Below are 26,476 nucleotides of genomic sequence, written 5' to 3' on the forward strand. Positions count from 1 at the left end.
TTCGCTGATTGGGCCGATGATCCGAACCGGCGATAATCCGGTGTGCGACGACCGCGCGGAATCAGCCCCGGAGCAGGGCGCGCGACATGACGACGCGCTGGATCTGGTTGGTGCCCTCGTAGATCTGGGTGATCTTCGCGTCGCGCATCATGCGCTCCACCGGGAAATCGGTGGTGTAGCCGGCGCCACCGAAGAGCTGCACCGCGTTGGTGGTGACCTCCATGGCCACATCGGAGGCGAAGCACTTGGCGGCCGCGGAGATGAAGCCCAGGTTCTTCTCACCGCGCTCGGCGCGAGCGGCCGAGGTGTAGACCATCAGGCGCGCGGCCTCGATCTTCATGGCCATATCGGCCAGCATGAACTCGGTGTTCTGGAAGCTGGCGATGGTCTTGCCGAACTGCTTGCGGTCCTTGGTGTAGGCGATGGCCGCGTCCAGGGCGCCCTGCGCGATACCGACGGCCTGCGCGCCGATGGTCGGGCGGGTGTGATCCAAGGTCTGCAGCGCGGTCTTGAAACCGGTGCCGGGCTCGCCGATGATGCGGTCGCCGGGCACCTTGCAGTTCTCGAAGTACAGCTCGGCGGTCGGGGAACCCTTGATGCCCAGCTTGTGCTCGAGCGGGCCCACGACGAAGCCCTCGTCATCGGAGTGCACCATGAACGCGGAGATACCGTTGGCGCCCTTGTCGGGGTCGGTCACGGCCATGACGGTGTACCAATCGGACTTGCCGCCGTTGGTGATCCAACACTTGGAGCCGTTGATGATCCAGCCGTCGCCGTCCTGGCGGGCCCGGGTGCGCATGGAGGCCGCGTCGGAGCCGGCCTCACGCTCGGACAGCGCGTAGGACGCCATCCTGCCCGCGACGATATCGGCGAGGACCTTGGTCTTCAGCTCCTCGGAACCGTTGAGGATCAGGCCCATGGTGCCGAGCTTGTTGACCGCGGGGATCAGCGAGGAGGATCCGCAGACCCGGGCGACCTCTTCGATCACGATGCAGGTGGCCACCGAGTCGGCGCCCTGGCCGCCGTACGCCTCCGGCACGTGCACAGCGTTGAAGCCCGCGGCGTTCAGCGCGGTGAGCGCCTCTTCGGGGAAGCGGGAGTTACCGTCGACGTCCTTGGCGTGCGGGGCGATTTCCTTCTCCGCCAGCCCGCGGATGGCACCGCGCAGTTCGTCGTGGAAGTCCTCGAGCTTGAAGAGATCGAAATCCGGGTTTCCCGCCATGGGGCACACTCCTGGCTGTGTCGTGATCGATGTCGGCACTCAGTGCCACATTAATCGCTTAGTATACGCAGCGCTATCGGACGACATGCAGATACCGAATGGCACTGAGTGTCAGTTCACACGTCGGTTTCGGAATCCAGCGTACCCAGCTTGCGGGTCACCAGATCGGCTATCCGGCGCGGCGGCATGTCCCGCGGAAACACCGCGACCACCAGCTCATCGGCCCCGCGCCGCGCGACCTGACCGCGCGGAATCACCGCCAGCTGCACCCGCAGATCGGCCGCACCCGCATCCGACTCGCCCCGGGCCATCCGCCGCAGCAGATAGTTGTGCGTCGCCGTCACCGCCGCGGTGAACTGCACCCGGGCCAGATCCGGCGCATCGGGCAGCCGGTCGCGCAGGAAGTCGATGAACAGCCGGTCGTACCGGAACACCGCCACGATCTCGCGTTCGCGCAACGCAGGCACCTGACGCACCACCCGATACCGCCGGGCCGCGATATCGCGCCACTGGGTGAACCGCTCGAACACCCCGACCACCGCGTCGCACACCGCGTCCCACGGATCCGCCTGCGACGCCGCCAGATCCGCTGCCGCCTGCGCCAGTTGCGCCTCGTGATCGGCGAAGATCACGTCCTCCTTGGAGCGGAACTGCCGGAAGAACGTCCGGCGGCTGATCCCCGCCGCCTCCGCGATCTCGTCGACAGTCGTCGCCTCGTACCCCTGCTCGGCGAACAACCGCAGCGCCTGATCCACCACCGCCAGCCGGAACTGCGCGGCGTCCTCGGCGACCATCAGCCCAGCAGTTTGTCGCGCAGCGCCTGGTCCTTGTCGAGCACCATCTGCTCGAGACCGGCCTGGAACCGCTCCATGCGGGAACGCAGGTCGGGGTCGTGGGCGGCGAGAATACGGACGGCGAGCAGACCCGCGTTGCGAGCGCCGCCGATGGAGACCGTGGCCACCGGGACACCGGCCGGCATCTGCACGATCGACAGCAGCGAATCCATGCCGTCCAAGTACTTCAGCGGCACGGGGACGCCGATGACCGGGAGCGGGGTGGCCGAGGCGACCATGCCGGGCAGGTGGGCGGCGCCACCCGCGCCCGCGATGATCACCTGGACGCCGCGCCCCGCGGCCTCGCGCGCGTAATCGAGCATGCGCTGCGGAGTGCGGTGCGCGGACACGACGCCGACCTCGAAGCGAATATCGAACTCCGCCAAGGCTTCCGCGGCGGCCTCCATGGTGGGCCAGTCGGAATCGCTGCCCATGATCAGGCCAACTTGCGCAGTGCTCATGCGTGGGGATCCCATCCGTCGGTCCAAACCGCGTGCGACATCCAATGCGCCGCCCGCTCTGCCTGCTCCCGCACCACCGCGACATCGTCGCCGAGCACATTGACGTGCCCGATCTTGCGGTCCGGGCGTTCGCTCTTGCCGTACATGTGCACCTTCGCCTGCGGCAGCCGCGCGAACAGGTGATGCAGGCGCTCATCCATCGACATCGCCGGAGCCTGCGGCGCGCCCAGGATATTGGCCATCACCGTGACTGGAGCCAGCGGAGTGGTGTCACCCAGCGGATAGTCCAGCACCGCGCGCAGATGCTGCTCGAACTGGCCGGTGCGGGCACCGTCCATACCCCAGTGACCGGAATTGTGCGGGCGCATGGCGAGCTCGTTGATCAGCAGCTCGCCGTCGTGGGTCTCGAACAGCTCCACCGCCATCGCGCCGACCACGCCCAGCTCCCGCGCCAGGTTCAGCGCCAGCGACTCCGCTTGCAGCGCAAGCTCCTCGGACAGGTCGGGGGCCGGGGCCAGCACCACCGCGCACTGGCCGTTGCGCTGGACCGTCTCCACCACCGGCCAGGTCGCCGCCTGCCCGTACGGCGAGCGCGCCACCATCGCCGACAGCTCCCGCTTCAAATCGACCTTCGCCTCGGCCAGCAGCCGCACACCGTGCGCGAGCTGCTCGGCCACGACCGCCTCGGCGGCGGCCGGGTCGGCGGGCATCCACACCCCGCGACCGTCGTAGCCGCCACGCACCGCCTTCAACACGAACGGCCAGCCGTGCTCGTCGCCGAAGCGCACCGCCTCGGCGGGCGCGGTCACCGCGGTGAACGCGGGCACCGGCAGACCCAGTTCGGCCAGCTTGGTGCGCATGGCCAGCTTGTCCTGGGCGAACACCAGCGCCGACGGCGGCGGCTGCACGTTCACACCCTCGGCGACCAGCGCCTCCAGATGCTCGGTCGGCACACCCTCGTGGTCGAAGGTGAGCGCGTGCGAACCCACGGCGGCCTTGCGCAGCGCGGCCAGATCGTTATGGCTGCCGAGCACGATCTCCGGGCTGACCTGGGCGGCCGGGTCCTCGGGACGCTCGGCCAGCACGCGCAGCCGCTGACCGAGCGCGATCGCGGCCTGATGCGTCATCCGCGCCAGCTGACCGCCGCCGACCATGGTCACGGTGGGCAGCGCGGAAGAATCGGAGAATCGTGCGGGGGTCACGTCTGGCAATCTTGTCATGTGCGGGCCGAATGAGCGCTACCGGTACACTCGATCCTTGTGTCATTCGTCGACGGCGTAGTCAACGTTCTCCCCAGACCCCTGGCGGAGATCGCTTTCCGCCACCACGAGCTGATCAAGTTCGCGATCGTCGGGGGCATCACATTCGTCATCGACAGCGGCATCTTCTACGTGCTCAAGCTGAGCGTACTCACCGAGAAGCCGGTCACCGCCAAGATCATCTCCGGCGTCATCGCCGTCATCGCGTCCTACATCCTCAACCGCGAATGGTCCTTCCGTAATCGCGGCGGGCGCGAACGCCACCACGAAGCACTGCTGTTCTTCGCCGTCAGCGGCGTCGGCGTGGTGCTGAGCTTCCTGCCGCTGTGGGTCTCGAGCTACGTCTTCGATCTACGTGTGCCCGCGGTCAGCCTGATGGTGGAGAACATCGCCGACTTCATCAGCGCGTTCATCATCGGCAACCTGTTGCAGATGGCGTTCCGGTTCTGGGCCATGCGGCGCTGGGTGTTCCCTGACGAAATGAACCAGCTGGTCGAGGAATTCGAAGACGAGTTCCTGTTCGAGGAAGAGCAGCTGGGCCACAGCTAACGCGGTTCGGCGATCACGGCGTTCGAGGCGATCCGCGGGGTCGTGGCCCCCAGGAAGACCGCGAACAGCGCCGGCCGACGCCGCTGCAATTCCAGTCGCCCGCCGTCCGCCTCGATCAGCGCCCGGGCCAGTGCGAGCCCCACCCCGGTCGAACCTCCGGCCGAGAAACCCCGGTCGAAGATGTGCGGCGCGAGCTCGTCCCGCACACCCTCCCCCTCGTCGGCGACCTCCACACACACCAGCGGTTCGCGCGCACTGCCGCGCTCGGCCTCACCGCCCGCCAGCACCGAGGGCCGCACCGTACGCACCGACACCGTGCAGGTGCCGCCACCGTGCATCAGGGCGTTGTCGACCAGCACCGCGACCGCCTCCCGCAACCGCTGCCCGGTGATCGGCGCCCGCAATGTCTTGTCCCCGGTGAGCACCAGGGTCCGGCCCGCCTCGTTGAACGGGTGCCGCCACTCCGCGACCACACCGCGCAGCTCGTCCATCACCGGAATCGGGTCCCGGTCGGCGGCGTCCTCGTCGCGGGACGCGCGCACCAGATCGTCGATGGCGTCGGTGAGCCGGTCGACCTGTGCCATCGCCTCCTCCGCCTCGTGAACCACCTCCGGATCGGTGTGCGCGGACAGCTCGTCCAGGCGCAGGCGCACCGCGGTCAGCCGGGAACGCAGCTGATGCGAGACATCCGCGACCAGCGCGTGCTCGCGCTGCAACCGCCCGGCGATCTCCACCGTCGCGGAATCGAGCACATCGGAGACCCGATCCAGTTCGGAGATGCCGTGCCGGCGCGGGTCGGGCCGGAAATCACCCATGGCCAGGCGCGCGGCCCGCGCCGCCACATCACGCAGCGGATCGGCCACCCGGCGCGCGGTCACCACCGCGACCGTCACCGCCGCGCCCAGCGAGGCCAGCACCGCCAGCGCCACCGCCGCGACCGCCTGCCGCTGCTTGACGTGCATCGGCCCGGCCGGCACCTCCAGCCGCAGCGACCCCGAGGTGCCCATGGCCAGTGATTCCATCAGCGGATCCGGCACCTCGGCCGCGCCGATATCGATGCGCGAGGCACTGTCCTGCGGCGTCGGATAGACGATGGTGAGCTTGCCGTCCTTGGGCACCAGCGGACGCACCGTGCGGATATCCAAACCGCCGCGGACCAGCCCGTCGGCCTGCTCCTGCGCGATCACCTCCAGCGCGATCCGATCCAGCCGGCCACGCAGATCGGTGCGGGTGATGTCCTCCACCCACAACCAGGCGGTATAGATCAGCGGCACGCCGAGGATCACCGTGGTGAGGGTCAGCACGGTGAGCATGGACCGCAGAATTCGGCGGCGCACCTCAGCGGCTCACACGATGTCGGCCACGCCGCGCCACTACCGGGCTCATGCCGAGTTCAGCCGGAAACCGACACCGCGCACCGTGACGATGCGCCGCTCGGCCATCGGGCCCTCGTCACCGATCTTGCGGCGCAGCCACGACATGTGCATGTCGAGGGTCTTGGAACCGCGCAGCTCCGCGTCACCCCAGACCTCGCGCAGGATGGTCTCGCGCGGCACCACCTGACCGGCCCGGTCGATCAGCACCTTGAGCAGCTCGTATTCCTTGTTCGCCAAACCGATCTCGACGCCGTTGACCAGGACGCGGCGCGCGGCGGGCTCCAGCCGGATCCCACCCACCTCCACCGTCTCGTCGCCGATTCCGCTGCGGCGCAACAGGGCTCGCACCCGGGCCAGCAGTTCGGCGAGCCGGAACGGTTTGCCGACGTAGTCGTCGGCGCCCGCGTCCAGACCCACCACGAAATCGACCTCGTCGGTGCGCGCGGTGAGCATCAGCACCGCCAGATCGGCGCCGCGGGCGCGCACCTGACGGCACACCTCCAGCCCGTCCATCCCCGGCAGGCCGAGATCCAGGATGAGCAGATCGTGTCCGCCCTCCAGGGCGCGGCGTAGCACGTTCGGCCCGAAACTCTCGACGGTGACCGTGTAGCCCTCACGCCCCAGCGCGCGGGAAAGCGGTGCGGCGATGGCCTCGTCGTCCTCGGCGAGCAGTACGGCGGTCATGGAACCAGGTTACGGGCCCCACTGCGGATCGGCGGGACGGCGCTCCTCATCGAACACCTGGTGGTAGAGCAGATGATGCACCTGCTGGACCTGTGGGATGTCATCGAATTCCAGCGGCTCCTCCGACGAGGAGCCGATGATCAGCGTGCCGGTGCCCAGCATTCGATCGAAGAGTCCGTGCCGGAACTGCACACTCGAGATCCGGCTCATCGGAATATCGATACCGGTGTGGGTGAGCACGCCCTGGCGCACCAGCACCCGCCGATCGGTGACCAGGAAATGCGTCGACTTCCAGCTCAGGACGGGCGCCGCGCAGCGCCAGGCGAGCACACCCAGCCACAGCGCCAGGATCACCAGCAGCACGACGGTGCGCGCGGAGCCCTCCAGACGCCGGGAGGCAAGTCCCCCAAGGAAACCCGCGACGGCGGTGGCCAGCACCAGCGTCACGACGGGCCAGAACAGCATCTTCCAATGCGGATGGCGATGCAGGACGAGCCGCTCATCCGGGGCCAGCGCCTCCTCGGGGGAACCCATGGTCGAACCCTACCGCTCGAAGATGCCAGAATGCCTGACACCGAGCCCGGCGTGCTGCCACAATCGTCAGCCTGCGTGGGTCGATCTCTTTCGCGTCGGCAAGTTTTGCACTGCTCAAGTTCTGTCCTGCTCGAAAAGCCATGTTCGACAAAGACCGTGGAGGCGTGTGTGACCAGGGACCTGACCCAGCTGGAAATCCTCACCGAATTGGAGCCGGTGGCCGAGGCGAACCTGAACCGGCACCTGTCGATGACCAAGGACTGGCACCCGCACGACTACGTCCCGTGGGACGAGGGCCGCAACTTCGCGGCCATGGGCGGAACCGACTGGGACCCAGAACAATCCACGCTGAGCGAGGTCGCCAAGGCGGCCATGATCACCAACCTGCTCACCGAGGACAACCTGCCCTCCTACCACCGCGAGATCGCCGAGCACTTCGGCATGGACGGCGCGTGGCGCACCTGGGTCGGCCGCTGGACCGCCGAGGAGAACCGGCACGGCATCGTCATGCGCGACTACCTGGTGGTCACCCGCGGCGTCGACCCGGTCGCCCTGGAGAACGCGCGCATGGCGCACATGACCAATGGCGTGCACTCCCCGGACAATTGGGGTGGATTCCTGGTCAATGTCGCCTACGTGACCTTCCAGGAGCTGGCCACCCGGGTCAGCCACCGCAATACCGGCCGCGCCTGCGACGACCCGATCGCCGACCGCATGCTCCAGCGCATCGCCGCCGACGAGAACCTGCACATGATCTTCTACCGCAACCTGTGCGCGGCCGGTCTGGACCTGGTGCCCGATCAGGCGATGGAGGCGATCACCGTCATCCTCGAGCATTTCGTCATGCCCGGCTACGGCATGCCGAACTTCCGCCGCAACGGCGTGCTCATGGCCAAGCACGGCATCTACGACCTGCGCCAGCACCTCGAGGAAGTGGTGCAGCCGTGCCTGAAGAAGTGGGAGATCTTCGAACGCACCGACTTCGGCCCGCGCGGCGAGCAGGCCCGCGACCGGCTCGGCGAATTCCTGCTGAAGCTGGAGCAGGACGTACTCAAGTTCGAGGAGCAGCGCGACCGCATGCTGGCCCGCGAAGCCGCCCGCGGTCTGCTGCCCGTCTCCTGAGTTCAGCCCTCGGCGCGCAGGTGGGTGACGTCGCCCGCCGAGACGGCCCGGTCGCCGATCAGGAGGCGGCCGTGGTCGTCGATGCCGGTGGCGACGCCCGTCAGCACCTCGCCGCCCGGCAGTTCGGCCCGGACCTCGGCGCCGATGGTGACGCAGCGCGCGCGGTAGTCGTCGAGCAGGCTCCCGATGTCCCAGCCCGCGGCGCGCCAGGTGTCGAAGCGGCGAGCGAACTCGGTCAGCAGCGCGCAAACCAGCGTGGTGCGATCGAGTTCGGTCGCACCGGCCAACAGCAGCGAAGTCGCGTGCGGCACCGGCAGTTCCGCCTCGGTCAGACTGACGTTGACGCCGACGCCGACCACCACCGCGGGTGCGTCACCGCTGGTGGCGACCTCGGCGAGAATCCCGGCGACCTTGCCTGCCCGCGCCGACCGCGATCCGCCGCCGATCAGCACATCGTTGGGCCACTTCAGGTTCGCGTCCACGCCCGCGGTGGCGCGCAGCGCGTCCACCACGGCGATACCGGTCAGCAGCGGCAGCCAGCCCAGCACCTCGGGTGCGATCCCGCGCAGACGCACCAGCATCGACATCGAGATCTGGGCGCGCGGCGGACTCACCCAGGTGCGCGCGTGCCGTCCCCGCCCGGCCTGCTGCGCCTCCGCCAGCAGCACCGTCTGATCGATACCCGGTTCGCTCGCGCGGGCGATCAGGTCGGCGTTGGTCGAGCCGGTCGACTCCACCACCTCGATGCCGGAATAGAAGGACAACTCGGCGACGACGCGCCGCAGCTGTTCTATATCCAGGGGCGGGCGCGGCACGGAATCCATCGAAGGCGTTTGCACAATCGGCCACGCTACTCGGTGCCGGGCACACATCGTAGGAGGTGAACGCCCTGTTCGCGGCGTCGCCGGAATGATCTAGCTGCGTTTTTCGTACTCGCGGGTAGCCCCACTCAGGTTAGTGAGGGCAACTGTCACTGGTTACACTCCGGAGCCATGACGAGTGTCCAGCAGCAGTCTGCGCCTGAACCGGCAGACGCCCCCGATATCCACACCACCGCTGGGAAGCTGGCCGACCTGCGGAATCGTCTGGACGAAGCCAAGCACCCGATGGGTGAGGCCGCGGTCGACAAGGTGCACGCCAAGGGCAAGATGACCGCCCGCGAACGCATCCTCGCACTGCTCGACGAAGGCAGTTTCGTCGAACTCGACGCGCTGGCCCGCCACCGCAGCGTCAACTTCGGGCTGGAGAGCAACCGGCCGCTCGGCGACGGCGTCGTCACCGGCTACGGCACCATCGACGGCCGCGACGTCTGCATCTTCAGCCAGGACGTCACCGTCTTCGGCGGCAGCCTCGGCGAGGTCTACGGCGAGAAGATCGTCAAGGTGATGGACCTGGCGCTCAAGACCGGCCGCCCGCTCGTCGGCATCAACGAAGGCGCGGGCGCGCGCATCCAGGAGGGTGTCGTCTCGCTCGGCCTCTACGGCGAGATCTTCCACCGCAATATCCAGGCCTCCGGCGTGATCCCGCAGATCTCGCTGATCATGGGCCCGGCCGCGGGCGGGCACGTCTACTCCCCAGCGCTCACCGACTTCGTGGTCATGGTCGACGGCACCTCGCAGATGTTCGTCACCGGCCCGGACGTGATCAAGACCGTCACCGGTGAAGACGTCACCATGGAAGACCTGGGCGGCGCGCACACCCACATGACGAAATCCGGTGTGGCGCACTATGTCGCCTCCGGCGAGCAGGACGCCCTGGACTACGTCAAGGATCTGCTGTCCTACCTGCCGAGCAACAACCGCGCCGAAGCGCCCCGGTTCCCGGCCACCGACCCGATCTCCGGCGCCATCGAGGACTCGCTCACCGACGAGGACCGCGAGCTCGACGCGATCATCCCGGACTCGCCGAACCAGCCCTACGACATGCACGAGGTCATCCGTCGTCTGCTCGACGACGACGAATTCCTCGAGGTGCAGGCCGAGCGCGCGATGAACATCATCGTCGGCTTCGGCCGGGTCGACGGCCGCAGCGTCGGCATCGTCGCCAACCAGCCCACCCAGTTCGCGGGCTGCCTGGACATCGACGCCTCGGAGAAGGCCGCGCGCTTCGTGCGCACCTGCGATGCCTTCAACATCCCGATCATCACGCTGGTCGACGTGCCCGGCTTCCTGCCCGGCACCGGCCAGGAGTACAACGGCATCATCCGGCGTGGCGCCAAGCTGCTCTACGCCTACGGCGAGGCCACTGTGGGCAAGATCACGATCATCACCCGCAAGGCCTACGGCGGCGCCTACGACGTGATGGGCTCCAAGCACATGGGCGCCGACGTCAACCTGGCCTGGCCCACCGCGCAGATCGCCGTCATGGGCGCCTCCGGCGCGGTCGGATTCGTCTACCGCAAGCAGCTTTCCGAAGCCGCCAAGAGCGGCGGTGACGTGGACGCCCTGCGCCTGGAACTGCAGAATGAGTACGAGGACACCCTGGTGAACCCGTATGTGGCCGCCGAACGCGGTTACGTCGACGCGGTCATCCCGCCCTCGCACACCCGCGGTCAGATCGTGTCGGCGCTGCGGCTGCTGGAACGCAAGATGGTGACACTGCCGCCGAAGAAGCACGGCAACATCCCGCTGTAGCGGCGCGATAGTGTTTCGCGATACGTCTGCGGAGAAGCGACAGAGAGGATCTGGCACTGTGACGACCGTGGCAGAAGAAGATGTGTTGACCGCCGTCGAGTTGGAACTCACCGTCGACCCGATCGCGGACGAGGCGCCTGCCGCCGTGGCCACGGACGCGACGGGCCAGCCGCTGTTCCGCGTCGTCAAGGGCGCGCCGACCGATGTCGAGCTCGCGGCACTGGTCTGCGTGTTCGGCGCGGCCGCCAACAGCGCTGCCGCGGCGGCCGATTCGGGCCCGCAGGATCTGTGGGGCCGGCCGACGATGCTGCACCGCGGCACCTCGCCCTTCTCCCCGTACGCGTATCCCCAACTGTCGCACCTGCGTTGAGCACGCTGGGATCGACCCAGCCCACCGGTTCGGTCCGCCCCGCCGGCCAGCCACCCCGGGTGCTCGTACTCGGTTCCGCCTCACCCGCCCGCCGGGAGGTGCTCCGCTCCGCGGGCATCGATCCGGTGGTGCGGGTCTCCGACGTCGACGAGGACGCTGTCGCCGCGGCCCTGCCCGCGGGCTCGGCCCCCGAGGTCGTCGTCGTGGAGCTGGCCCGCGCCAAGGCCGAATCGGTGGCCGCCGCGGGCGACATTCCCGCCGATTGCGTTCTCGTCGGCTGTGATTCGATGCTGCTCGTCGACGGGGTGCTGCAGGGCAAGCCGCGCACGCCCGAGGTGGCGCGAGCCCGCTGGGCCGAGATGGCCGGCCGCAGCGCCGACCTGCTGACCGGGCACTGTGTGCTGCGCATCCAGGACGGCGCCGTCGCCGCGGTCGCCGTCGATTGCAGTTCCACCACCGTGCATTTCGCCGCTCCGGATCCCGCGGAACTCGACGCCTACATCGCCACCGGCGAACCGCTCCAGGTGGCGGGCGCGTTCACACTGGACGGCATGGGCGGCTGGTTCGTGGATCGGATCGAGGGCGATCCGTCCAGTGTCATCGGGATCGGGTTACCACTGCTGCGCCGACTGCTTGGCGACGTTGGGGTCACCGTTGCGCAGCTGTGGGGGCATCCGACCCGCTGACGGCGGCGCCAATACCGGTTCCGGGGCGGGACTCTCGGCCCCGACCGCCACCGGCGTGGCCTCGCGGCGCGCCAGCAGTTCCAATCGCGCGACGCACAGTTCCGGCTCCACGAACGGCAGCAGCCGGGCGCTGACGGTATCGCGGCCGCCGTTGCGGTCCAGTACTTCCTGGATCAAGCCCAGGTGCACACCGCACACCACCTCGGAGTGGGTGCGGGCCAGATCGCGCAGCGGGCACGCCGTCATCCGGATCAGTACCTGATCCTCGGGTTCGGCCGCCTCCGGGTCGCGTTCCGGGGCGAAGCCCAGTTCCGAGAGCAGGGTCATGGTGACCTCGCGGGCGTCCTCGAGTGAATCCACGGGATGATCACCGGCGTCCAGCTTGGCGCCCCAGGCGCGGCCCGCGGTGATCGCGGCGTCGGAGCGGCGGCGCGGATCGTTGCCGAGCTGATCGGCGAGCACCTGCGCGAGTTCCTGATAGCCGACCGAGCGTTGCACGGCGCTGTAGCCGATACGCGGGCGACCACGGCCGCGCGGGGGTTGCTGGAACTGGCGTACCAGCGATTCCTTGGTCAGGACATCGAGGTGGAAGCGGACGGTCGTGACGTGCTGTCCGGTGATTCGGGCCAGTTCCTGGGCATCGAGCGGCTCGCTGGCGCCACGTAGGATCGCGAGCAGTCGCCGTCGCGGCCACGAATCGGACATAGCTCACCCCTCCTCCCGGGAGACTTTATCGGATGCGGGTGCGATTTATTCGCCCATTCAGCCGATTTGTGATCTGACATGAGATTCAACAACCCAGCACACATACCATCGTTATGCAGCACGAACCGCCGAAACCATCGTCTACCTCGCCTGAAGGATCCCTATCGTGCCCGTCGCCCCGGACCTAGCCACTACCTTCGGAAGTTACGCACATCCTCACCGATTAGTAACCACAGAGTGGCTGTCGGCAAACATCGGCGCGCCGGGTCTGAAGATCATCGAGTCCAACGAGGACGTCCTGCTATATGACATCGGTCACGTCCCCGGCGCGATCAAGATCGACTGGCGAGGCGATCTGAGCGATCCGGTCACCCGCGACTATCTCGACGGCGAACGCTTCACCGAACTCATGCGCGCCAAGGGCATCGACCGCGACGACACCGTGGTGCTCTACGGCGACCGGTACAACGCGCAGGCCGCCCACACACTGTGGCTGTTCACACTGTTCGGACACCCGGACGTGCGCCTGCTCGACGGCGGTCGCGCGGCCTGGCTGTCCGAGGAACGCGACACCACCTTCGACGTGACCTATCCGGTGCGCAGCGCCTACCCCGAGGTCGAACGCGACGACCGCACCGCGCGCGCCTTCCGCGACGACGTCTTGGGGCACCTGGGCAAGCCGCTGGTGGATGTGCGCGCACCGGAGGAGTACGCGGGCGAGGAGGCGTCGGCGCTGCGCGCCGGGCACATTCCGACCGCGCGCAATATCGAGTGGACGCAGGCGATCGGCGCGGGCGGGCGCTTCCGGTCCCGGGCCGAACTCGACGAGCTCTACCGCGGACTCACCGATTCCGACGACCTCATCGTCTACAGCCGGATCGGCGAGCGCTCCAGCCTGAGCTGGTTCGTGCTCACCTATCTGCTGGGATTCCGGACCGTCCGCAACTACGACGGATCCTGGGCGGAATGGGGCAACTCGGTCCGGATGCCGATTGTCAGGGGGGCTGAACCCGGGATGATCCCGCCCGCGCCCGCCTGAGCGCTGCCACACACCCGATACGCAGGTGTGATGTGCGACCTACTGTCGAGTAGGGCTATCCGAGTTCGGGTTCTATTGGCAGACTGCCTACACTCGCCCGAGATGTAAATTGTCGACCCACGGGAGCGGAAGCCTGCGCAGCCCCATCCCCGCGAAGCGACCAAAGATTGCAAACCAGGAGGCTCAGTGCCCAGCCATGCCAGCGCGCGAATCACGAAGGTACTCGTAGCCAATCGAGGCGAGATCGCCGTGCGCGTGATCCGGGCGGCCAAGGACGCCGGAATCGGTAGCGTCGCGGTCTACGCGGAACCCGATGCCGAGGCCCCCTTCGTGCAACTCGCCGACGAAGCCTTCGCCCTGGGCGGCCAGACCTCGGCCGAGTCGTACCTCGTGTTCGACAAGATCCTCGACGCCGCCGCCAAGTCCGGCGCCGACGCCATCCACCCCGGCTACGGCTTCCTGTCCGAGAACGCCGAATTCGCCCAGGCCGTCATCGACGCCGGGCTGATCTGGATCGGCCCGTCCCCGCAGTCCATCCGCGACCTCGGCGACAAGGTCACCGCCCGCCACATCGCCGAGCGCGCCAGCGCGCCGATGGCCGCGGGCACCAAGGACCCGGTCAAAAACGCCGACGAGGTCGTCGAATTCGCCAAGCAGTACGGCGTTCCGGTCGCCATCAAAGCCGCCTTCGGTGGTGGCGGCCGCGGCATGAAGGTCGCGCACACCATCGAGGAGATCCCCGAACTCTTCGACTCCGCCACCCGTGAGGCCATCGCCGCCTTCGGCCGCGGCGAATGCTTCGTCGAGCAGTACCTGGACAAGGCCCGCCACGTCGAAGCACAGGTCATCGCCGACAAGCACGGCAACGTCGTGGTCGCGGGCACGCGCGACTGCTCGCTGCAGCGCCGCTTCCAGAAGCTGGTCGAGGAAGCGCCCGCGCCGTTCCTCTCCGACGAGGTGCGCAGCAAGATCCACGAATCCGCCAAGCGGATCTGCCGCGAAGCGGGCTACTACGGCGCCGGCACCGTCGAATACCTGGTGCAGGGCGAGACGGTGTCCTTCCTCGAGGTGAACACCCGCCTCCAGGTCGAGCACCCCGTCACCGAGGAAACTGCGGGCATCGACCTGGTACGCCAGCAGTTCCGCATCGCCGAGGGCCACGAACTGTCGATCAAGGAAGACCCGACTCCGCGCGGGCACTCCTTCGAGTTCCGGATCAACGGCGAAGACGCCGGACGTGGCTTCCTGCCCGCCCCCGGCCCGGTCGCGGTCTACAAGGAGCCGACCGGCCCCGGCGTGCGCGTCGACTCCGGCGTGGTGCAGGGCAGCGTCATCGGCGGCCAGTTCGACTCCATGCTGGCCAAGCTGATCGTCACCGGCGAGAACCGTGACCAGGCGCTGCAGCGCGCCCGCCGCGCGCTCGCCGAATTCGAGGTCGACGGCCTGGCCACCGTCATCCCGTTCCACCGGGCCATCGTCGAAGACCCGGCCTTCGTGGGCGACGGCGAGAAGTTCGACGTCTACACCAAGTGGATCGAAACCGAGTGGGTCAACACCGTCGAGCCGTTCACCCCGGGTGCGGCCGCCGAAGACGACGACGAGGCGCTGCCGCGGCAGAAGGTCGTCGTCGAGGTCGGTGGGCGACGCGTCGAGGTGTCGCTGCCGGGCAACTTCACCGTCGGCGGTGGCGCGGGCAACGGCGCCGGTGCGATCCGCAAGAAGCCCAAGCCGCGCAAGCGCGGCGGAGCGGGCGGCGGCGCCGCCTCCGGTGACGCGGTCACCGCGCCCATGCAGGGCACCGTGGTCAAGGTCGCCGTGGCCGAAGGCCAGACCGTCGAGGCAGGCGACCTGATCGTCGTGCTCGAGGCCATGAAGATGGAGAACCCGGTCAACGCGCACAAGTCGGGCGTGGTCACCGGTTTGTCCGTCGAGGCGGGCGCCGCGATCACCCAGGGCACCGTGCTGGCGGAGATCAAGTAGACAAGCATTACCGCAAGCGGGCGTGGACGACTGTTCACGCCCGCTTCGCGTTGCCGTCCTGATCCGCCCGCGGCGACCTGTCGTATGGTGGTCCGGTGACCAGCTCCACTGTTGCCGAGGTGATTCGGGGACGCAGTACCGCCGGAAACCGCACGGACGGGAACCGGCTGGTCCTCGTCATCGAAGGCGGCGGCAGTCGCGGCGTCTACGCCGGCGGCATGGTGTGCGCGCTCGAGGAACTCGGGCTCGGCGGCATCTTCGACGCGGTGTACGGCACCTCGGCGGGCGCGCTCAACGGTGCCTGGTTCCTCAGCGGCCGGGTCGTGCCCGGCATGCGGACCTGGACCGACCCCATGATCCTGCGGCGCACCGTCGATTCGGCGCGCATGCTGCGCGGCCGCCGGGCATTCGACCTGCACTGGCTGGTCGAGCAGGTCTACGACGGGATCGAGCCGATGGACTTCCCGGCGATCCTGGGCAACCCGACGACCTTCCATCCCGTGGCCACCGATATCCGCACCGGGCTCGCGGTCGATCTGCATCCGTTCATCACCGACAAACCGACCTTGCAGACCGCGCTGCGGGCCTCGGCCGGGCTGCCGATTCTGGCGGGGCCGCCGGTGCCGCTGGGCGACGCCGCCTATCTCGACGGTGGGCTGGCGGAATCGGTGCCGATTCGGATGGCGGTGCGCGACGGCGCCACCCACGCCCTGGTGTTGCGCACCCGGCGCGTCGACGAGACGCGACCGCGCGACCCCTTCCTGCATCAGGTGGTCGGCGGCGGATATCTGCGACTACGCGCGCCCGGCGCCTATCGCGCCTGGAGCGCCCGGCCCGGCCAGCAGCGGGTCGAGGACGGATTCCTGGCCGAACTGGGCACGGCGGCCATGCAGATCCATCCCCCACTCGGCTCCCCCACCGTCTCCAGTTCCTCCCGCGACACCGACCTGCTCACCGCCGCGCTCGAGATCGGGCGGCACGCGGTGCTCGACGCGCTCACCGAGGCCGTGCGCGTCGCCTAGTACAGGGCCACCTCGACACCGCCGGACAGCGGGAAGTCGTGCAGAACAAGATGACTCGGTGTCGCGGCATTCGGAACATCGAAAACTAGTTTTCCGGTTGCGGATTCGCCGGGATTCAATTGAATTGTGTTGCGATGCTTGCCGTTACCACGCATATACGTTGCGAGCAGATGCGGATCGATCCGGTTACCCGCGGTATCGACCAGCTTCTGCCCGAACGGGGTGAACCACTTCTGCTCGTCGGAGATGTTCCGCACGGTCACCGTGACGACCAGGAACGAGCCCGCCGCCGTCTGCGATCCGATCTTGCGCACGCCCGATTCCACCTCGGTGACCGCGAATTCGAACTTCCCGTCGCGCACCGGAGTACCGGCTGGCGCGACCTCGGGCTCCGCCGCGGGCTCGGCGACTCCCGGCGGATTCGCCGTCACCCCACCGGTCTGGTCGGTGCTGCTCGCCACCAGTGCGAAACATCCGGCGGCCACGCCGAGCGGCAGGACGAACAGCACGATCAGCATCCAGAACAGCTTCCGCAGAAAACCGCCCTTACGCCGCCTCGGGGCCGGCCGCGCCGGTACACGGTAGCCCGGGCCCCGCGAGGGCAAGACCTGCCGTCGCACCGGTGCGGGCGCCCACACCGGCCCGGACCTCGCACTCACAACCCCGCCAGCTCCAGCGACCGCACCACGTCGCCGCAGATACCACCGCCGCCCTGCCCCCAGCCCACCCCGCTGCACCACGGGCAACGCCGAACTCGGCATCGACCCACTTACAACAGTCTGCACTTTGGTCGGCATCGGCCCTGCCACAACCGATTCCGCTCTGGTCGGCACCGGTCCCGCCACAACCGATTCCGCTCGCGTCGGCACTGGTCGAGCCGCGACTGTCGCCGCGTGGGTCGGCGGGTGTTCGGAGGTGAGTGCCCGGGTGGCGGCGGTGGCGAAAGCGCCTGCGGTTCGGTGGCGGGCGGCGGGGTCCTTGGCAAGACCGCGCAGGATGACCTCGTCGAGGGCGGTGGGGATGGCGGAGTTGTGGTGGGCCGCGCGGGGCGGGGCGGACATGAGGTGAGCGTGCATTTGCCGGGCGGCGTCGGTATCGCCGAAAGGGCGGACGCCGGTGAGGCATTCGTAGAGGACGCAGGCCAGCGAATAGGTGTCGGAGCGGGCATCGCCGGTGCCGGTGAAGCGTTCCGGGGCCATATACGCGAGGGTGCCGATGGCCATCCCGGTGGCGGTGAGCGTGGACGCGCCCAGGGAGCGGGCCAAGCCGAAATCGATGAGATAGGCGAAGCCGTCCGGGCGGACCAGAATATTGGAGGGCTTGATATCGCGGTGCACCAGGCCGATTCCGTGCGCGGTGTCGAGCGCGCCCGCGATCTGGCCGACGATGTCCACCGCCGCGGCGATCGGCAGCGGGCCCTTGGCCAGGCGCGTCGACAGGTCGGTTCCCTCGAGGAATGCCATTTCGATGAACAGGCGGCCATCGATCGCGCCGTGCGCGTGGATCGGCACGATATGCGGATCGCTCAGGGCCGCCGCCAGTTCGGCTTCCCGCTCGAAACGGGCCCGATAACCGCTGTCGGCCGCGTGCTCGGCGGCCAGCATTTTCACGGCGACACGGTGACCGGTGCTGGTGGCGGCGAGCCATACCTCCCCCATCCCGCCCTTGCCGAGCAGCCGCTCGAGCCGGTACGGGCCGAATCGCACGCCCATCCCTCACCTCCGAGTGCTCACCGCGGTCTTCCTCGGAGCCTAACCCCCGCCGCCCCGGCACCTGTAGCAGGAACAGCTGTGACCTGACCGACGTCGACCGCTTCGGTTTCGGCTTGCCGTGCCCGCCGTTGTTGCCCGGCCCACCGTCGTCCGGTTTTGCCTGCCCGTTGTCCGGCAGACCCACCAGAACCGGTGCCCGGATCGCGAGCAGATCACCGATCATGGTGCAGGACAGCGTGATCTGCCCCCTCGAGCGCGGCAGCCACGTGCGCTTCCCGTTCGAACCGCTGCCGGTAGCGCGGGTCCGTACCGAACTCGGGATCCGCCTGCGCCGATACCGCCCCGCGACACTCCGGCCGCCACGATCTTCAGCGCGACCAGCCGTTCGGTCGCGAAATCGAAGGCCGGCCACACCTGCCCCGCTACCGCCCCGCCCGAGCGGCTGCCGCAACCGATACGGGCTGAACGACTGGTCGCCCATGGGCCTGCTCCTCACGTGGAAAGATCCATCCACGAGGTACCCGCCCGCGATCCACGCTTCCCGAGCCGAACATACCCACCATGATTCGGACATATCGGCGATTCCGTGGGCCGGAAGGTCGCGGCGGGACGCTAGCCTTTGCTGTGACCCTGCCCAATCGGTGATCGACGCTGCGAGGACGACTGATGGAACCCATCGAGATCAATGCCGGCAGCTGGTATCTGCGCGCGCTGCGCGCCGACGACCGCATCGACGACCGTCCCGCGCTCGCCGCCGGCGGCATCACCGACCCCGACTATGTCGCCCGCCGAGCCGCCCAGTGGGATAAGGAGATCCACTACTCGTGGGCGGTCTGCGAACCCACCACCGCAGAAATGGTCGCCGAGATCGGCGTAACCCCCACCACCGAAGGCGCGGCCGAACTCACCGGGTGGGCCCGCGCGGGCTACGACGAGGCATTGCAGCAGGGCCTCACCACCGTCCGCAGATTCGCTACGGGCGCCTTGGGACTGGAGATAGCATGAGGCTATGGCCATGCCAGAAATAGAGCCGCCCGATCTCCCGGAGTACATGACCTGGGAAGAGCTGGAGCTACTTCCGGACGAGATCGCCAACCAGATCGAACTCTGGGACGGCAAGGTGGTCTGGGTTCGCCGCGGCCCCAGCGAACATCAAACGATTACCCGCCGTCTGACCAACGAGATCGAACGGTGCGCCCGTGCGACGATGGCGACCGATTCGGATCAGTGTTGGCGCGTCACGTTCGAAACAAACGTGTTCTTCGGTGGCAACAAATCGAACTTCGTCACCCCCGACTTCATGGTCTACCGCTGTCTCGAGCGACCGTACCTCGATGTCCGCGCCAGCGATGTCCTGCTGGCCGGAGAGGTCCATTCGCCGTCCAATACGCAGACCGACATCGAAGCCAAGAAAGCTCGTTACGCGAGTGAACGCATCCCGTACTACTGGGAGGTCAGCCTCGCTCGTCCCGACGCCGCCGTCGCGATGGTCCGGGCTTTCGCGCTGACCACCGACGACCACGGGCACCTGCCGGAAGGGATCAAACCCTTGCGACCGACCAACTATCTCGTCATCGGCGAGTGGACGCCACCGATCCAACTCGACGGCATCATCATCGATCACCCCTTCCCCATTCGGATCCCATGGTCCGAACTCGAAATCTGAGCTACCGCATCACGCCGGTGTACCCGGTCGGATAGGGGCCGGAGGTGCGGCCGTGGGCGCCGCCTCAGTAGTCGGTCAGCACCCGATCGAGGGCGTCCACGGCGGCGTCGAGTTCGGCGATGGTCACCGTCAGCGGCGGCCGGAACCGAATGCCGCGCTCACCGGTGCCGAGGATCAGCACGTGCTCGCGTTCGCGCAGCAGCGTCACCACCTCGTCTCGCACGTCCGCCGAATCCAGGGTGATCGCGCACATCAGGCCGCGCCCGCGCGGTTCGGTGACGCGCGGATGCGCCGCGGCCAGTTCCTCGAGCCGACGCAGCAGGTGCGCGCCGAGTTCTCGTGACCGCTCGACCAATCCGTCCTGTTCCAGCACCTCGAGAATGCGCCGGGTGCGCACCATATCGGTGAGATTGCCGCCCCAGGTGGAGTTCAGCCGGGAGCTGACCGCGAAGACATTGTCGGCCACCTCGTCGACCCGGCCACCGGCCATTACGCCGCAGACCTGCGTCTTCTTGCCGAAGGCGACCACGTCCGGCGCGAGCCCCAGTTGCTGGTAGGCCCAGGTGGTTCCGGTCATGCCGACCCCGGTCTGCACCTCGTCGAGAATGAACAGCGCGTCGTTGTCGTGACAGAGCCGTTGGACGGCCCGCAGGAACTCCGGGCGCATATGCCGGTCGCCGCCCTCACCCTGAATGGGTTCGGCGATGAAGCAGGCGATGTCGTGCGGGTGCGCGGCGAACGCCTGGCGCGCCTGCTCGAGCGCCTGCGCCTCGGCCGCCTCGATCTCGCGCTCATCGGTGAGATAGGGGGTCTCGATGCGTGGCCAGTCGAACTTCGGGAAGCGCGCCACCTTCACCGGATCGGTGTTGGTCAGCGACATCGTGTAGCCGGTGCGGCCGTGGAAGGCCCCGGTCAGATGCAGCACCTTGGTACCGAGTTCGGCTGGGCGGCCGTGGCTTTCGTTGTGCCGGCTCTTCCAGTCGAACGCGATCTTGAGCGCGTTCTCGACCGCCAGGGCGCCGCCGTCGATGAAGAACAGGTGCGGCAACCGCGGATCACCCAGCACGCGCACGAAAGCGGCCACGAAGCGGGCCATCTCGACGGTGTAGATGTCGGAGTTGCTTGGTTTGTTCAACGCCGCCGTGGTCAGTTCGGCCCGGAATTCGGCGTTCTCGGCCAGCGCCGGATGGTTCATGCCGAGCGCGTTCGAGGCGAAGAAGCCGAACATATCCAGGTAGCTGGTGCCGTCACGTTCGTCGACGAGCCGGCAGCCGCGCGAATTCGCCAGATCGAGCACCAGGTCGAAGCCGTCGGCGAGGATGTGCGCCGACAAGATCTCATGTACCCGGGTAGCGGGGGTGACCGCACCTCGGGTTCGCTCCAGTTCGAGGGTCACACCGGTAGCGTACGTAAAAAATTCGTCAGGATCTACAACTTTCCGGATTAATTACCGCAAAGTGCTACCTGTCGTAGAATGTCTGCAAGATGATGGTGCTTCGAGTTCTGACGTTGGCGGTCGCCCTGATCTCCTGCAGCAGCTGCTCCAAGTGCCGCGGTGACGCCACCCGCACCAGCAACACGTAACTCTCGTCGCCCGCGACGGAGTGGCATGCCTCGATCCCCGGGATATGTTGCAGGACGGCAGGCGCGTCATCGGGCTGCGACGGGTCGAGAGGAGTGATCGCGACAAATGCCGAGAGCAGCTGGCCCAGTGCCTCCGGATCCACGTGGGCGCTGTACCCGCGAATCACGCCGCGCGCCTCGAGCCGCCGTACCCGGGACTGCACCGCGGACACCGACAAACTGGCCTTCTCGGCCAGGTTCGACAGGGTGGCCCGGCCATCGGCCATCAGTTCACGAATCAGCAGTCGATCGGTGTCATCGAGTACGGGTCTTGCCGGTGTATCCGCCATCAGGGAAGGCTAACCCGGCGGGCGCGACTCGGGGCACGAAAGGGCGACTGCGCGAGGGAAGGCTACAGCGGAGCAAACCATGACGAAGACGATCGGTGACCAGCTCACCACAGAACTGTCCGAGCGCGCCGCCGCCCTGCTGCGCGGGTTCGGCGCCGAAATCGCAACTCCTGCGGGGGCGGCCCCCGCACCCCCCGAGCTGCGGGGCTCCGCCCCGGGGACCTCCGGTCAGGTGGCGGCAACATTGTCGGCACGCACCCCGATCACCGGCGGCACGCTGCTGACGCTACCGGCGGACTCCCTCGACACCGTCGACGCCGCGATCGAACGGGCAGCCAACGCTTTTCGGAACTGGCGCACGGTGCCCGCGCCGGTGCGCGCGGCCCTGGTGCGCCGCCTGGCGGAACTGCTCACCACGCACAAGACCGAACTCGGTGAGCTGGTCACGCTGGAGGCCGGCAAGATCGGGCCCGAGGCGGTGGGCGAAGTGCAGGAAATGATCGACATCTGCGAGTTCGCCCTCGGTTTGTCGCGCCAGCTCTACGGATTCACCATGCCCTCGGAGCGGCCGGGCCATCGGCTGATGGAAACCTGGCATCCACTCGGCGTGGTCGGCGTGATCTCGGCATTCAACTTCCCCGTCGCGGTGTGGGCGTGGAATACCGCACTGGCGCTGGTCTGCGGCGACACCGTGGTCTGGAAGCCTTCGGAGACAACACCGTTGACGGCGCTGGCCTGTCACACGCTGCTGCGCCGGGCCGCCGCCGACGTCGGCGCGGACCCCGAAGTGCACCAGCTGATCCAGGGTGACGCCGCGGTGGGCGCCCGGCTGGTGGACGACGAACGGGTGGCGCTGGTGAGCGCGACCGGGTCCGTGCGGATGGGCCAGACCGTGGCCCCGAAGGTGGCGGCACGGTTCGGACGGTGCCTGCTCGAGCTGGGTGGCAACAATGCGGCGATCGTGACGCCGTCGGCCGATCTGGAGCTGGCCGCGCGCGGCATCGTGTTCGCCGCGGCGGGCACGGCCGGGCAGCGCTGCACCACGCTGCGGCGGCTGATCGTGCACGCCGATGTGGTGGGTCCGCTGCTGGATCGGATCGCGAAAGCCTACGAGCAGTTGCGGGTGGGCAATCCGCTCGCCGACGGCGTGCTCGTCGGGCCGCTCATCAATCGGCGGTCCTACGACGGCATGCAGCGCGCACTGGAACGCGCGCTGGGCGACGGCGGCGAATTGGTGTGCGGCGGTACCCGAGTCGACGATTTCGGTGACGAAGCGTTCTACGTGCGGCCCGCGGTCGTCCGGATGCCGGCGCAGACCGCCGTGGTGCGCGAGGAGACGTTCGCGCCGATCCTGTATGTCCTGACCTACCGGGACCTCGACCACGCCATCGAACTGCACAACGGAGTGCCACAGGGCCTTTCGTCGGCCATCTTCACCGCCGATCAACGCGAGGCGGAGCGCTTCCTGGCCGCCGACGGCTCCGACTGCGGCATCGCCAATGTCAATATCGGCACCTCCGGCGCGGAGATCGGCGGCGCGTTCGGCGGCGAGAAACACACCGGCGGCGGTCGCGAATCCGGTTCCGACTCCTGGAAGGCCTACATGCGCCGCGCCACCAACACGATCAACTACTCCGCCGACCTCCCCCTGGCCCAAGGCATCCAATTCGGCTGAAAACCCCGCCCGACCAGGCGATTAGGCACTCCCCCCACCCCCTGTGTAGTGTTGTCTCTACCGACGCGGGGTGGAGCAGCTCGGTAGCTCGCTGGGCTCATAACCCAGAGGTCGCAGGTTCAAATCCTGTCCCCGCTACAAGAGAAAGCGGCTCGGAATGACAACATTCCGGGCCGCTTTTCATTTCGGCAGTTCTCGTCGCCGGATGACGATTCGTAGCGTCAGCCCTGAGTCCGCCAGCAGCGCCACCTGATGCTCGTCGTGGCCGCGGCTCTTCAGTTCTCGGATATCGCGGTCGGTCAAGATTCTTATCCTGCGCCGGGTTTCGAGTCCGTACCTCTTGTCTATCCCATTCGGGTTCGTCGACGACGTCGATGAGGACTTTCATGCCGATGATGGTGGCGAGGGCCGACAGCCCAGGCGAAGCCCTTCATCCGCCCCGGAACCAGTGGTTCCGGGGCTGTTTTTCCGCGATTCGTCAGCCTGGCAGCCATCGTCGCCACCCCTTGGCACGAAGCCTGCCGACCGCCTCCGGCACGCCCGCGGCAGCGGCTTTGCGCAACCAGGATTCCGCCTCCTGCCGCGCACCACGATCGGCCAAGAGCACGCTGAGGTTGAACATCGCCGTGGGATGACCCGCTTCGGCCGCCTGGCCCAGCCAGACCTCGGCCTCGAGGTGCTTGCCCCGATGCGCCAGGATGATCCCGAGCTCGGCCGCCGCTTCGGAACTTCCCCGCTGGGCTGCCTTTTCGTACCAGGCTCGAGCTTCGTCGCGTAGATAGCGTGCGGCGAGCAGATCACCGAGGTCGCTCATCGCCCGGGTGTGGTGATTGTCCGCGGCTCTGCGCAACCAGGATTCGGCCTCGGAAGCACCGCGCCCGGCGAGCAGCGAACTGAGCTTGTACATCCCCTCGGCGGACCCTGCTTCGGCCGCCTCGCGATACCAGGATTCTCCGTCCGCGCTGTCACCACTCGCTTCGAGCGCGGCCGCGAGCTCGAACAACGCCGCACCGAATCCGGCTGAGGTCCTCGCACAGCCGGTGCCGATCGCCTTGCGATACCAGGACTTCGCTTCATCGAGTTCACCCCGGTCCACATGTTCGGCCCCGAACAGGTGGTAGCGCCAGGCGAGCTCACGCATCCCGCCGTGGGTATCGCGCGGATCCATCCTGCGGTACCAGCGCTCCGCCTCGGCGAACTCGCCACTGTCGACGAGGGCGACACCGATCCGGTACCTCACATCGGCGAGCTGGAACGATGCATCACGATAGTCCACCTCGGCCGCTCGCTGGAACCAAACCTCCGCCTCGGACAGCCGACCGTCCGCTACGAGCGCGGAACCCAGGTCGTACATCGTCCTGGGATGACCGGCGTCGGCGGCCCGACGATTCCAGGACGAAGCCTCCTCGGACGCACCGCGCCGACTGAGCACAGCACTCAGCCGGGCCATCGCCTCGGGCTGCCCCGCTTCGGCAGCCCGGCGCAACCAGGATTCCCCCTCCCGCAGCCGCGCGCTGTCGATGACGACCGCTGCGGTACCCACGCCGAACAGACTATCCACCGTGACCGGCTCCCCCCAGTTCACGGCCGCTCCGAGCCTGCACCCCAACTCGTACATCGCATCGAGATCGCCGGACTCCGCAGCCAGCCGATAGGCCCATCCCGGGTCTTCTCGGTCCTTCTGTTCGGCTGCGACCCGGTATGCCTCCTGCTGCTGGTAGGTGAGGTGCGGTCCGCCGCCGAGAAATTCGCCCAATCCCTGGGTGCGCAAGGCCGGATCGAGGTCATACGTGTGCATGGCGAGGGCGTGTTCGCCGGGGTCCTCCCCGGTGGATGCCAGTTCGATGACCAGCGCATGGTCGAGCAGCAGACGCGTCTCGCGCGGCAGCGTCGGATCACCGCGCAACTGCTGGTAGACCCCGGTGCGCAGGGTCGCCACGACCGCGGTTCGGCCGGACCGCGCGGTCAGTCGAGTCAGCATTCCCGGGGTGAGCGAATCAGCCGCGCCCGAGTACTCGTGCAGGTCGTCGAGCCAGACCACGATCGAATCGTCGGTATCGGCGAGCCGCGTGTGGGTGAGGAGTTCCCCCAGGCAGTTCCGGGCCGGGACCAATACCCGAGCGGTCGGTTCGTGATTGCGGACCGCCTCGAACAAGGTCCGCGTCTTACCGACCCTCTGCGACCCGATCACCAGCACCAGGCGCGGTCCGGCCAGCGCCGCCGCCAAGCGGTCGTCGACCCGATCACGCGTCCGGGCGACATAGGGATCGGCTCGCCCGTAGTCGTGCGCATTGCCGTACTCGGAAGCCGCGGCTCCCAGCAGATACGGGTTGACCTCGTCGATCCGGGGAAGATCGTCGCTGCCGAATACTGCGACGAGCTCGTGGAGCTGCCGTGGGGCCGCATCCGCGACCGGATGACCGATGATGAAATCGCCGCCGATGTTGTTTCCCGTGACGGCGGCAGTGACGTTGCCCGGTGGGGTGGAACGCGCGGTGGTACCGGGTGTCAGGGCCGCGCGCTGTAAGGGTCCGGCGGCGCCTGGAACCCGGCTTCCACGCCGTGAATGCGTACCGCCCCGGCGATCGTGCCACCTACCACGCGCACACCGTCGCCGGCGGACTTCACATCGACCACATCGAGTGCCGCAGCCACCAGATCGCTCAGATCCACGCCGACGACCGCCCCGGCGGCGTGTCGCCGCACCGCCTCCAGCACCGCGACCGCAGCCTGGGCCAACTCCGCGTCACCGGCGGCACCCGCGTCCTGCAGATCCTCGGCCAACGACTCTCGTTTGGACTGCGAGTCCGGTTTCCGTTCTACCGCAGTCAGATCGACGCCCTGGTACTTGTCGGAAATCAGGCGCCGCAACCCGCTGTAGGCGTCCAGCACCGCCTGGGAAGGGGTATCGCCCAGCCCTGTCACCGCCCCCGCGGCGATAGCCGAAGCCACTACTGCCGTAACAGGATCCATTGTCCAATCGTCACCGTCAGCCACTATCCAGTCAACCGTCGGCGCGAAGCATCGTTGTGGGT

At 67.9% G+C, this 26,476-nt stretch carries 27 protein-coding genes and 1 tRNA gene; 13 read left to right on the plus strand and 15 right to left on the minus strand.

Annotated features, from left to right (window positions below; all coding sequences use genetic code 11):
• Window positions 1-61 precede the first annotated feature (61 nt).
• From ACFVMC_RS00770 to ACFVMC_RS00785, 4 genes are all read right to left on the minus strand, one after another.
• Window positions 62-1,222, minus strand: coding sequence for an acyl-CoA dehydrogenase (locus ACFVMC_RS00770; RefSeq protein ID WP_379205703.1), 1,161 nt, complete (start codon window positions 1,220-1,222; stop codon window positions 62-64).
• 116 nt (window positions 1,223-1,338) lie between these two features.
• The gene (locus tag ACFVMC_RS00775) at window positions 1,339-2,016 is read right to left on the minus strand and encodes a TetR/AcrR family transcriptional regulator (protein ID WP_379205704.1); all 678 of its coding nucleotides are present in this window, start codon (window positions 2,014-2,016) and stop codon (window positions 1,339-1,341) included.
• Entirely contained in the window at window positions 2,016-2,516 is a 501-nt protein-coding gene (gene purE / locus ACFVMC_RS00780) for a 5-(carboxyamino)imidazole ribonucleotide mutase (protein ID WP_379205705.1), read from the minus strand. The genes ACFVMC_RS00775 and purE overlap by 1 nt, the downstream gene beginning before the upstream one ends.
• Window positions 2,513-3,736: a 5-(carboxyamino)imidazole ribonucleotide synthase gene (locus tag ACFVMC_RS00785; protein WP_379205706.1), complete on the minus strand. Its 1,224-nt coding sequence runs from the start codon at window positions 3,734-3,736 to the stop codon at window positions 2,513-2,515. The genes purE and ACFVMC_RS00785 overlap by 4 nt, the downstream gene beginning before the upstream one ends.
• Before the next feature lie 39 nt (window positions 3,737-3,775).
• On the opposite strand from ACFVMC_RS00785, the gene ACFVMC_RS00790 reads away from it, so the two are divergent.
• Window positions 3,776-4,324 (plus strand): GtrA family protein, encoded by a 549-nt coding sequence (locus tag ACFVMC_RS00790; protein ID WP_379205707.1) that lies wholly within the window; start codon window positions 3,776-3,778, stop codon window positions 4,322-4,324.
• Here ACFVMC_RS00790 and ACFVMC_RS00795 read toward each other — a convergent pair.
• The 3 genes from ACFVMC_RS00795 to ACFVMC_RS00805 are packed head-to-tail and all read right to left on the minus strand — an operon-like array spanning window position 4,321 to window position 6,918.
• Entirely contained in the window at window positions 4,321-5,661 is a 1,341-nt protein-coding gene (locus tag ACFVMC_RS00795) for a sensor histidine kinase (RefSeq protein ID WP_379205708.1), read from the minus strand. The genes ACFVMC_RS00790 and ACFVMC_RS00795 overlap by 4 nt on opposite strands.
• A 45-nt stretch (window positions 5,662-5,706) precedes the next feature.
• Window positions 5,707-6,384: a response regulator transcription factor gene (locus ACFVMC_RS00800; protein WP_379205709.1), complete on the minus strand. Its 678-nt coding sequence runs from the start codon at window positions 6,382-6,384 to the stop codon at window positions 5,707-5,709.
• Window positions 6,385-6,393: 9 nt separating this feature from the next.
• A complete protein-coding gene (locus ACFVMC_RS00805) occupies window positions 6,394-6,918 on the minus strand; it encodes a PH domain-containing protein (RefSeq protein ID WP_379205710.1) in 525 nt (174 codons plus the stop codon).
• Window positions 6,919-7,086: 168 nt separating this feature from the next.
• Here ACFVMC_RS00805 and ACFVMC_RS00810 point away from each other — a divergent pair, with 168 nt between their 5' ends.
• Complete coding sequence (locus ACFVMC_RS00810) at window positions 7,087-8,040, plus strand: acyl-ACP desaturase (protein ID WP_379205711.1); 954 nt, start codon at window positions 7,087-7,089, stop codon at window positions 8,038-8,040.
• A 2-nt stretch (window positions 8,041-8,042) separates the two neighbouring features.
• Here ACFVMC_RS00810 and ACFVMC_RS00815 read toward each other — a convergent pair whose 3' ends face one another.
• Complete coding sequence (locus ACFVMC_RS00815; RefSeq protein WP_379205712.1) at window positions 8,043-8,864, minus strand: biotin--[acetyl-CoA-carboxylase] ligase; 822 nt, start codon at window positions 8,862-8,864, stop codon at window positions 8,043-8,045.
• 168 nt (window positions 8,865-9,032) lie between these two features.
• Between ACFVMC_RS00815 and ACFVMC_RS00820 the strand changes: the two genes are divergently transcribed.
• From ACFVMC_RS00820 to ACFVMC_RS00830, 3 genes are all read left to right on the plus strand, one after another.
• On the plus strand, window positions 9,033-10,673 hold the full coding sequence (locus tag ACFVMC_RS00820; protein WP_379205713.1) for an acyl-CoA carboxylase subunit beta: 1,641 nt from the start codon (window positions 9,033-9,035) through the stop codon (window positions 10,671-10,673).
• 67 nt (window positions 10,674-10,740) lie between these two features.
• On the plus strand, window positions 10,741-11,043 hold the full coding sequence (locus tag ACFVMC_RS00825; RefSeq protein ID WP_379205714.1) for an acyl-CoA carboxylase subunit epsilon: 303 nt from the start codon (window positions 10,741-10,743) through the stop codon (window positions 11,041-11,043).
• A gap of 59 nt (window positions 11,044-11,102) precedes the next feature.
• Complete coding sequence (locus tag ACFVMC_RS00830) at window positions 11,103-11,729, plus strand: nucleoside triphosphate pyrophosphatase (RefSeq protein ID WP_379207744.1); 627 nt, start codon at window positions 11,103-11,105, stop codon at window positions 11,727-11,729.
• On the opposite strand, the gene ACFVMC_RS00835 is transcribed toward ACFVMC_RS00830, so the two are convergent.
• A complete protein-coding gene (locus ACFVMC_RS00835; RefSeq protein WP_379205715.1) occupies window positions 11,655-12,434 on the minus strand; it encodes a helix-turn-helix transcriptional regulator in 780 nt (259 codons plus the stop codon). The two genes, ACFVMC_RS00830 and ACFVMC_RS00835, sit on opposite strands and share 75 nt — an antisense overlap.
• Window positions 12,435-12,600: 166 nt before the next feature.
• Between ACFVMC_RS00835 and ACFVMC_RS00840 the strand changes: the two genes are divergently transcribed.
• The 3 genes from ACFVMC_RS00840 (at window position 12,601) to ACFVMC_RS00850 (ending at window position 16,475) form a co-directional block, all read left to right on the plus strand.
• Entirely contained in the window at window positions 12,601-13,473 is an 873-nt protein-coding gene (locus ACFVMC_RS00840) for a sulfurtransferase (RefSeq protein ID WP_379205716.1), read from the plus strand.
• Window positions 13,474-13,659: 186 nt separating this feature from the next.
• Window positions 13,660-15,453, plus strand: coding sequence for an acetyl/propionyl/methylcrotonyl-CoA carboxylase subunit alpha (locus ACFVMC_RS00845; protein ID WP_379205717.1), 1,794 nt, complete (start codon window positions 13,660-13,662; stop codon window positions 15,451-15,453).
• Between the two features lie 95 nt (window positions 15,454-15,548).
• The gene (locus ACFVMC_RS00850) at window positions 15,549-16,475 is read left to right on the plus strand and encodes a patatin family protein (RefSeq protein WP_379205718.1); all 927 of its coding nucleotides are present in this window, start codon (window positions 15,549-15,551) and stop codon (window positions 16,473-16,475) included.
• On the opposite strand, the gene ACFVMC_RS00855 is transcribed toward ACFVMC_RS00850, so the two are convergent.
• Entirely contained in the window at window positions 16,472-18,187 is a 1,716-nt protein-coding gene (locus ACFVMC_RS00855) for a serine/threonine-protein kinase (protein ID WP_379205719.1), read from the minus strand. The two genes, ACFVMC_RS00850 and ACFVMC_RS00855, sit on opposite strands and share 4 nt — an antisense overlap.
• 666 nt (window positions 18,188-18,853) lie before the next feature.
• On the opposite strand from ACFVMC_RS00855, the gene ACFVMC_RS00860 reads away from it, so the two are divergent.
• The gene (locus tag ACFVMC_RS00860; RefSeq protein ID WP_379205720.1) at window positions 18,854-19,192 is read left to right on the plus strand and encodes a hypothetical protein; all 339 of its coding nucleotides are present in this window, start codon (window positions 18,854-18,856) and stop codon (window positions 19,190-19,192) included.
• Window positions 19,193-19,196: 4 nt separating this feature from the next.
• The gene (locus tag ACFVMC_RS00865; protein WP_379205721.1) at window positions 19,197-19,853 is read left to right on the plus strand and encodes a Uma2 family endonuclease; all 657 of its coding nucleotides are present in this window, start codon (window positions 19,197-19,199) and stop codon (window positions 19,851-19,853) included.
• 64 nt (window positions 19,854-19,917) lie between these two features.
• Here the strand turns inward: ACFVMC_RS00865 and lat are convergent, their stop codons facing one another.
• On the minus strand, window positions 19,918-21,249 hold the full coding sequence (gene lat, locus ACFVMC_RS00870) for an L-lysine 6-transaminase (RefSeq protein WP_379205722.1): 1,332 nt from the start codon (window positions 21,247-21,249) through the stop codon (window positions 19,918-19,920).
• 64 nt (window positions 21,250-21,313) lie between these two features.
• Complete coding sequence (locus ACFVMC_RS00875; RefSeq protein WP_194817557.1) at window positions 21,314-21,766, minus strand: Lrp/AsnC family transcriptional regulator; 453 nt, start codon at window positions 21,764-21,766, stop codon at window positions 21,314-21,316.
• A 79-nt stretch (window positions 21,767-21,845) separates the two neighbouring features.
• On the opposite strand from ACFVMC_RS00875, the gene ACFVMC_RS00880 reads away from it, so the two are divergent.
• Window positions 21,846-23,441, plus strand: coding sequence for an aldehyde dehydrogenase family protein (locus tag ACFVMC_RS00880; protein ID WP_379205723.1), 1,596 nt, complete (start codon window positions 21,846-21,848; stop codon window positions 23,439-23,441).
• Window positions 23,442-23,505: 64 nt separating this feature from the next.
• A tRNA-Met gene (locus tag ACFVMC_RS00885) sits at window positions 23,506-23,579 on the plus strand.
• Between the two features lie 42 nt (window positions 23,580-23,621).
• On the opposite strand, the gene ACFVMC_RS00890 is transcribed toward ACFVMC_RS00885, so the two are convergent.
• Window positions 23,622-23,744, minus strand: coding sequence for a hypothetical protein (locus tag ACFVMC_RS00890; protein WP_379205724.1), 123 nt, complete (start codon window positions 23,742-23,744; stop codon window positions 23,622-23,624).
• Between the two features lie 175 nt (window positions 23,745-23,919).
• Window positions 23,920-25,668, minus strand: a complete 1,749-nt coding sequence (locus ACFVMC_RS00895; RefSeq protein ID WP_379205725.1) for a tetratricopeptide repeat protein — start codon at window positions 25,666-25,668, stop codon at window positions 23,920-23,922.
• A gap of 57 nt (window positions 25,669-25,725) precedes the next feature.
• Here ACFVMC_RS00895 and ACFVMC_RS00900 point away from each other — a divergent pair, with 57 nt between their 5' ends.
• The gene (locus ACFVMC_RS00900; RefSeq protein WP_379205726.1) at window positions 25,726-25,968 is read left to right on the plus strand and encodes a hypothetical protein; all 243 of its coding nucleotides are present in this window, start codon (window positions 25,726-25,728) and stop codon (window positions 25,966-25,968) included.
• Here ACFVMC_RS00900 and ACFVMC_RS00905 read toward each other — a convergent pair.
• Window positions 25,950-26,414, minus strand: coding sequence for a hypothetical protein (locus ACFVMC_RS00905; RefSeq protein WP_379205727.1), 465 nt, complete (start codon window positions 26,412-26,414; stop codon window positions 25,950-25,952). The two genes, ACFVMC_RS00900 and ACFVMC_RS00905, sit on opposite strands and share 19 nt — an antisense overlap.
• Window positions 26,415-26,476: the final 62 nt, after the last annotated feature.

The sequence above is a fragment of the Nocardia sp. NPDC127579 genome, from assembly GCF_042672005.1.
Classification (GTDB): Bacteria; Actinomycetota; Actinomycetes; order Mycobacteriales; family Mycobacteriaceae; genus Nocardia.

Excerpts from the sequence above, each read along its gene's own strand:
- ACFVMC_RS00770 (WP_379205703.1), bottom strand. The coding sequence starts at position 1,222 with ATGGCGGGAAACCCGGATTTCGATCTCTTCAAGCTCGAGGACTTCCAC.
- ACFVMC_RS00775 (WP_379205704.1), bottom strand. The coding sequence starts at position 2,016 with ATGGTCGCCGAGGACGCCGCGCAGTTCCGGCTGGCGGTGGTGGATCAG.
- purE (WP_379205705.1), bottom strand. The coding sequence starts at position 2,516 with ATGAGCACTGCGCAAGTTGGCCTGATCATGGGCAGCGATTCCGACTGG.
- ACFVMC_RS00785 (WP_379205706.1), bottom strand. The coding sequence starts at position 3,736 with ATGACAAGATTGCCAGACGTGACCCCCGCACGATTCTCCGATTCTTCC.
- ACFVMC_RS00800 (WP_379205709.1), bottom strand. The coding sequence starts at position 6,384 with ATGACCGCCGTACTGCTCGCCGAGGACGACGAGGCCATCGCCGCACCG.
- ACFVMC_RS00805 (WP_379205710.1), bottom strand. The coding sequence starts at position 6,918 with ATGGGTTCCCCCGAGGAGGCGCTGGCCCCGGATGAGCGGCTCGTCCTG.
- ACFVMC_RS00815 (WP_379205712.1), bottom strand. The coding sequence starts at position 8,864 with ATGGATTCCGTGCCGCGCCCGCCCCTGGATATAGAACAGCTGCGGCGC.
- ACFVMC_RS00820 (WP_379205713.1), top strand. The coding sequence starts at position 9,033 with ATGACGAGTGTCCAGCAGCAGTCTGCGCCTGAACCGGCAGACGCCCCC.
- ACFVMC_RS00835 (WP_379205715.1), bottom strand. The coding sequence starts at position 12,434 with ATGTCCGATTCGTGGCCGCGACGGCGACTGCTCGCGATCCTACGTGGC.
- ACFVMC_RS00855 (WP_379205719.1), bottom strand. The coding sequence starts at position 18,187 with ATGGGCGTGCGATTCGGCCCGTACCGGCTCGAGCGGCTGCTCGGCAAG.
- ACFVMC_RS00860 (WP_379205720.1), top strand. The coding sequence starts at position 18,854 with ATGGAACCCATCGAGATCAATGCCGGCAGCTGGTATCTGCGCGCGCTG.
- ACFVMC_RS00865 (WP_379205721.1), top strand. The coding sequence starts at position 19,197 with ATGGCCATGCCAGAAATAGAGCCGCCCGATCTCCCGGAGTACATGACC.
- ACFVMC_RS00875 (WP_194817557.1), bottom strand. The coding sequence starts at position 21,766 with ATGGCGGATACACCGGCAAGACCCGTACTCGATGACACCGATCGACTG.
- ACFVMC_RS00880 (WP_379205723.1), top strand. The coding sequence starts at position 21,846 with ATGACGAAGACGATCGGTGACCAGCTCACCACAGAACTGTCCGAGCGC.
- ACFVMC_RS00905 (WP_379205727.1), bottom strand. The coding sequence starts at position 26,414 with ATGGATCCTGTTACGGCAGTAGTGGCTTCGGCTATCGCCGCGGGGGCG.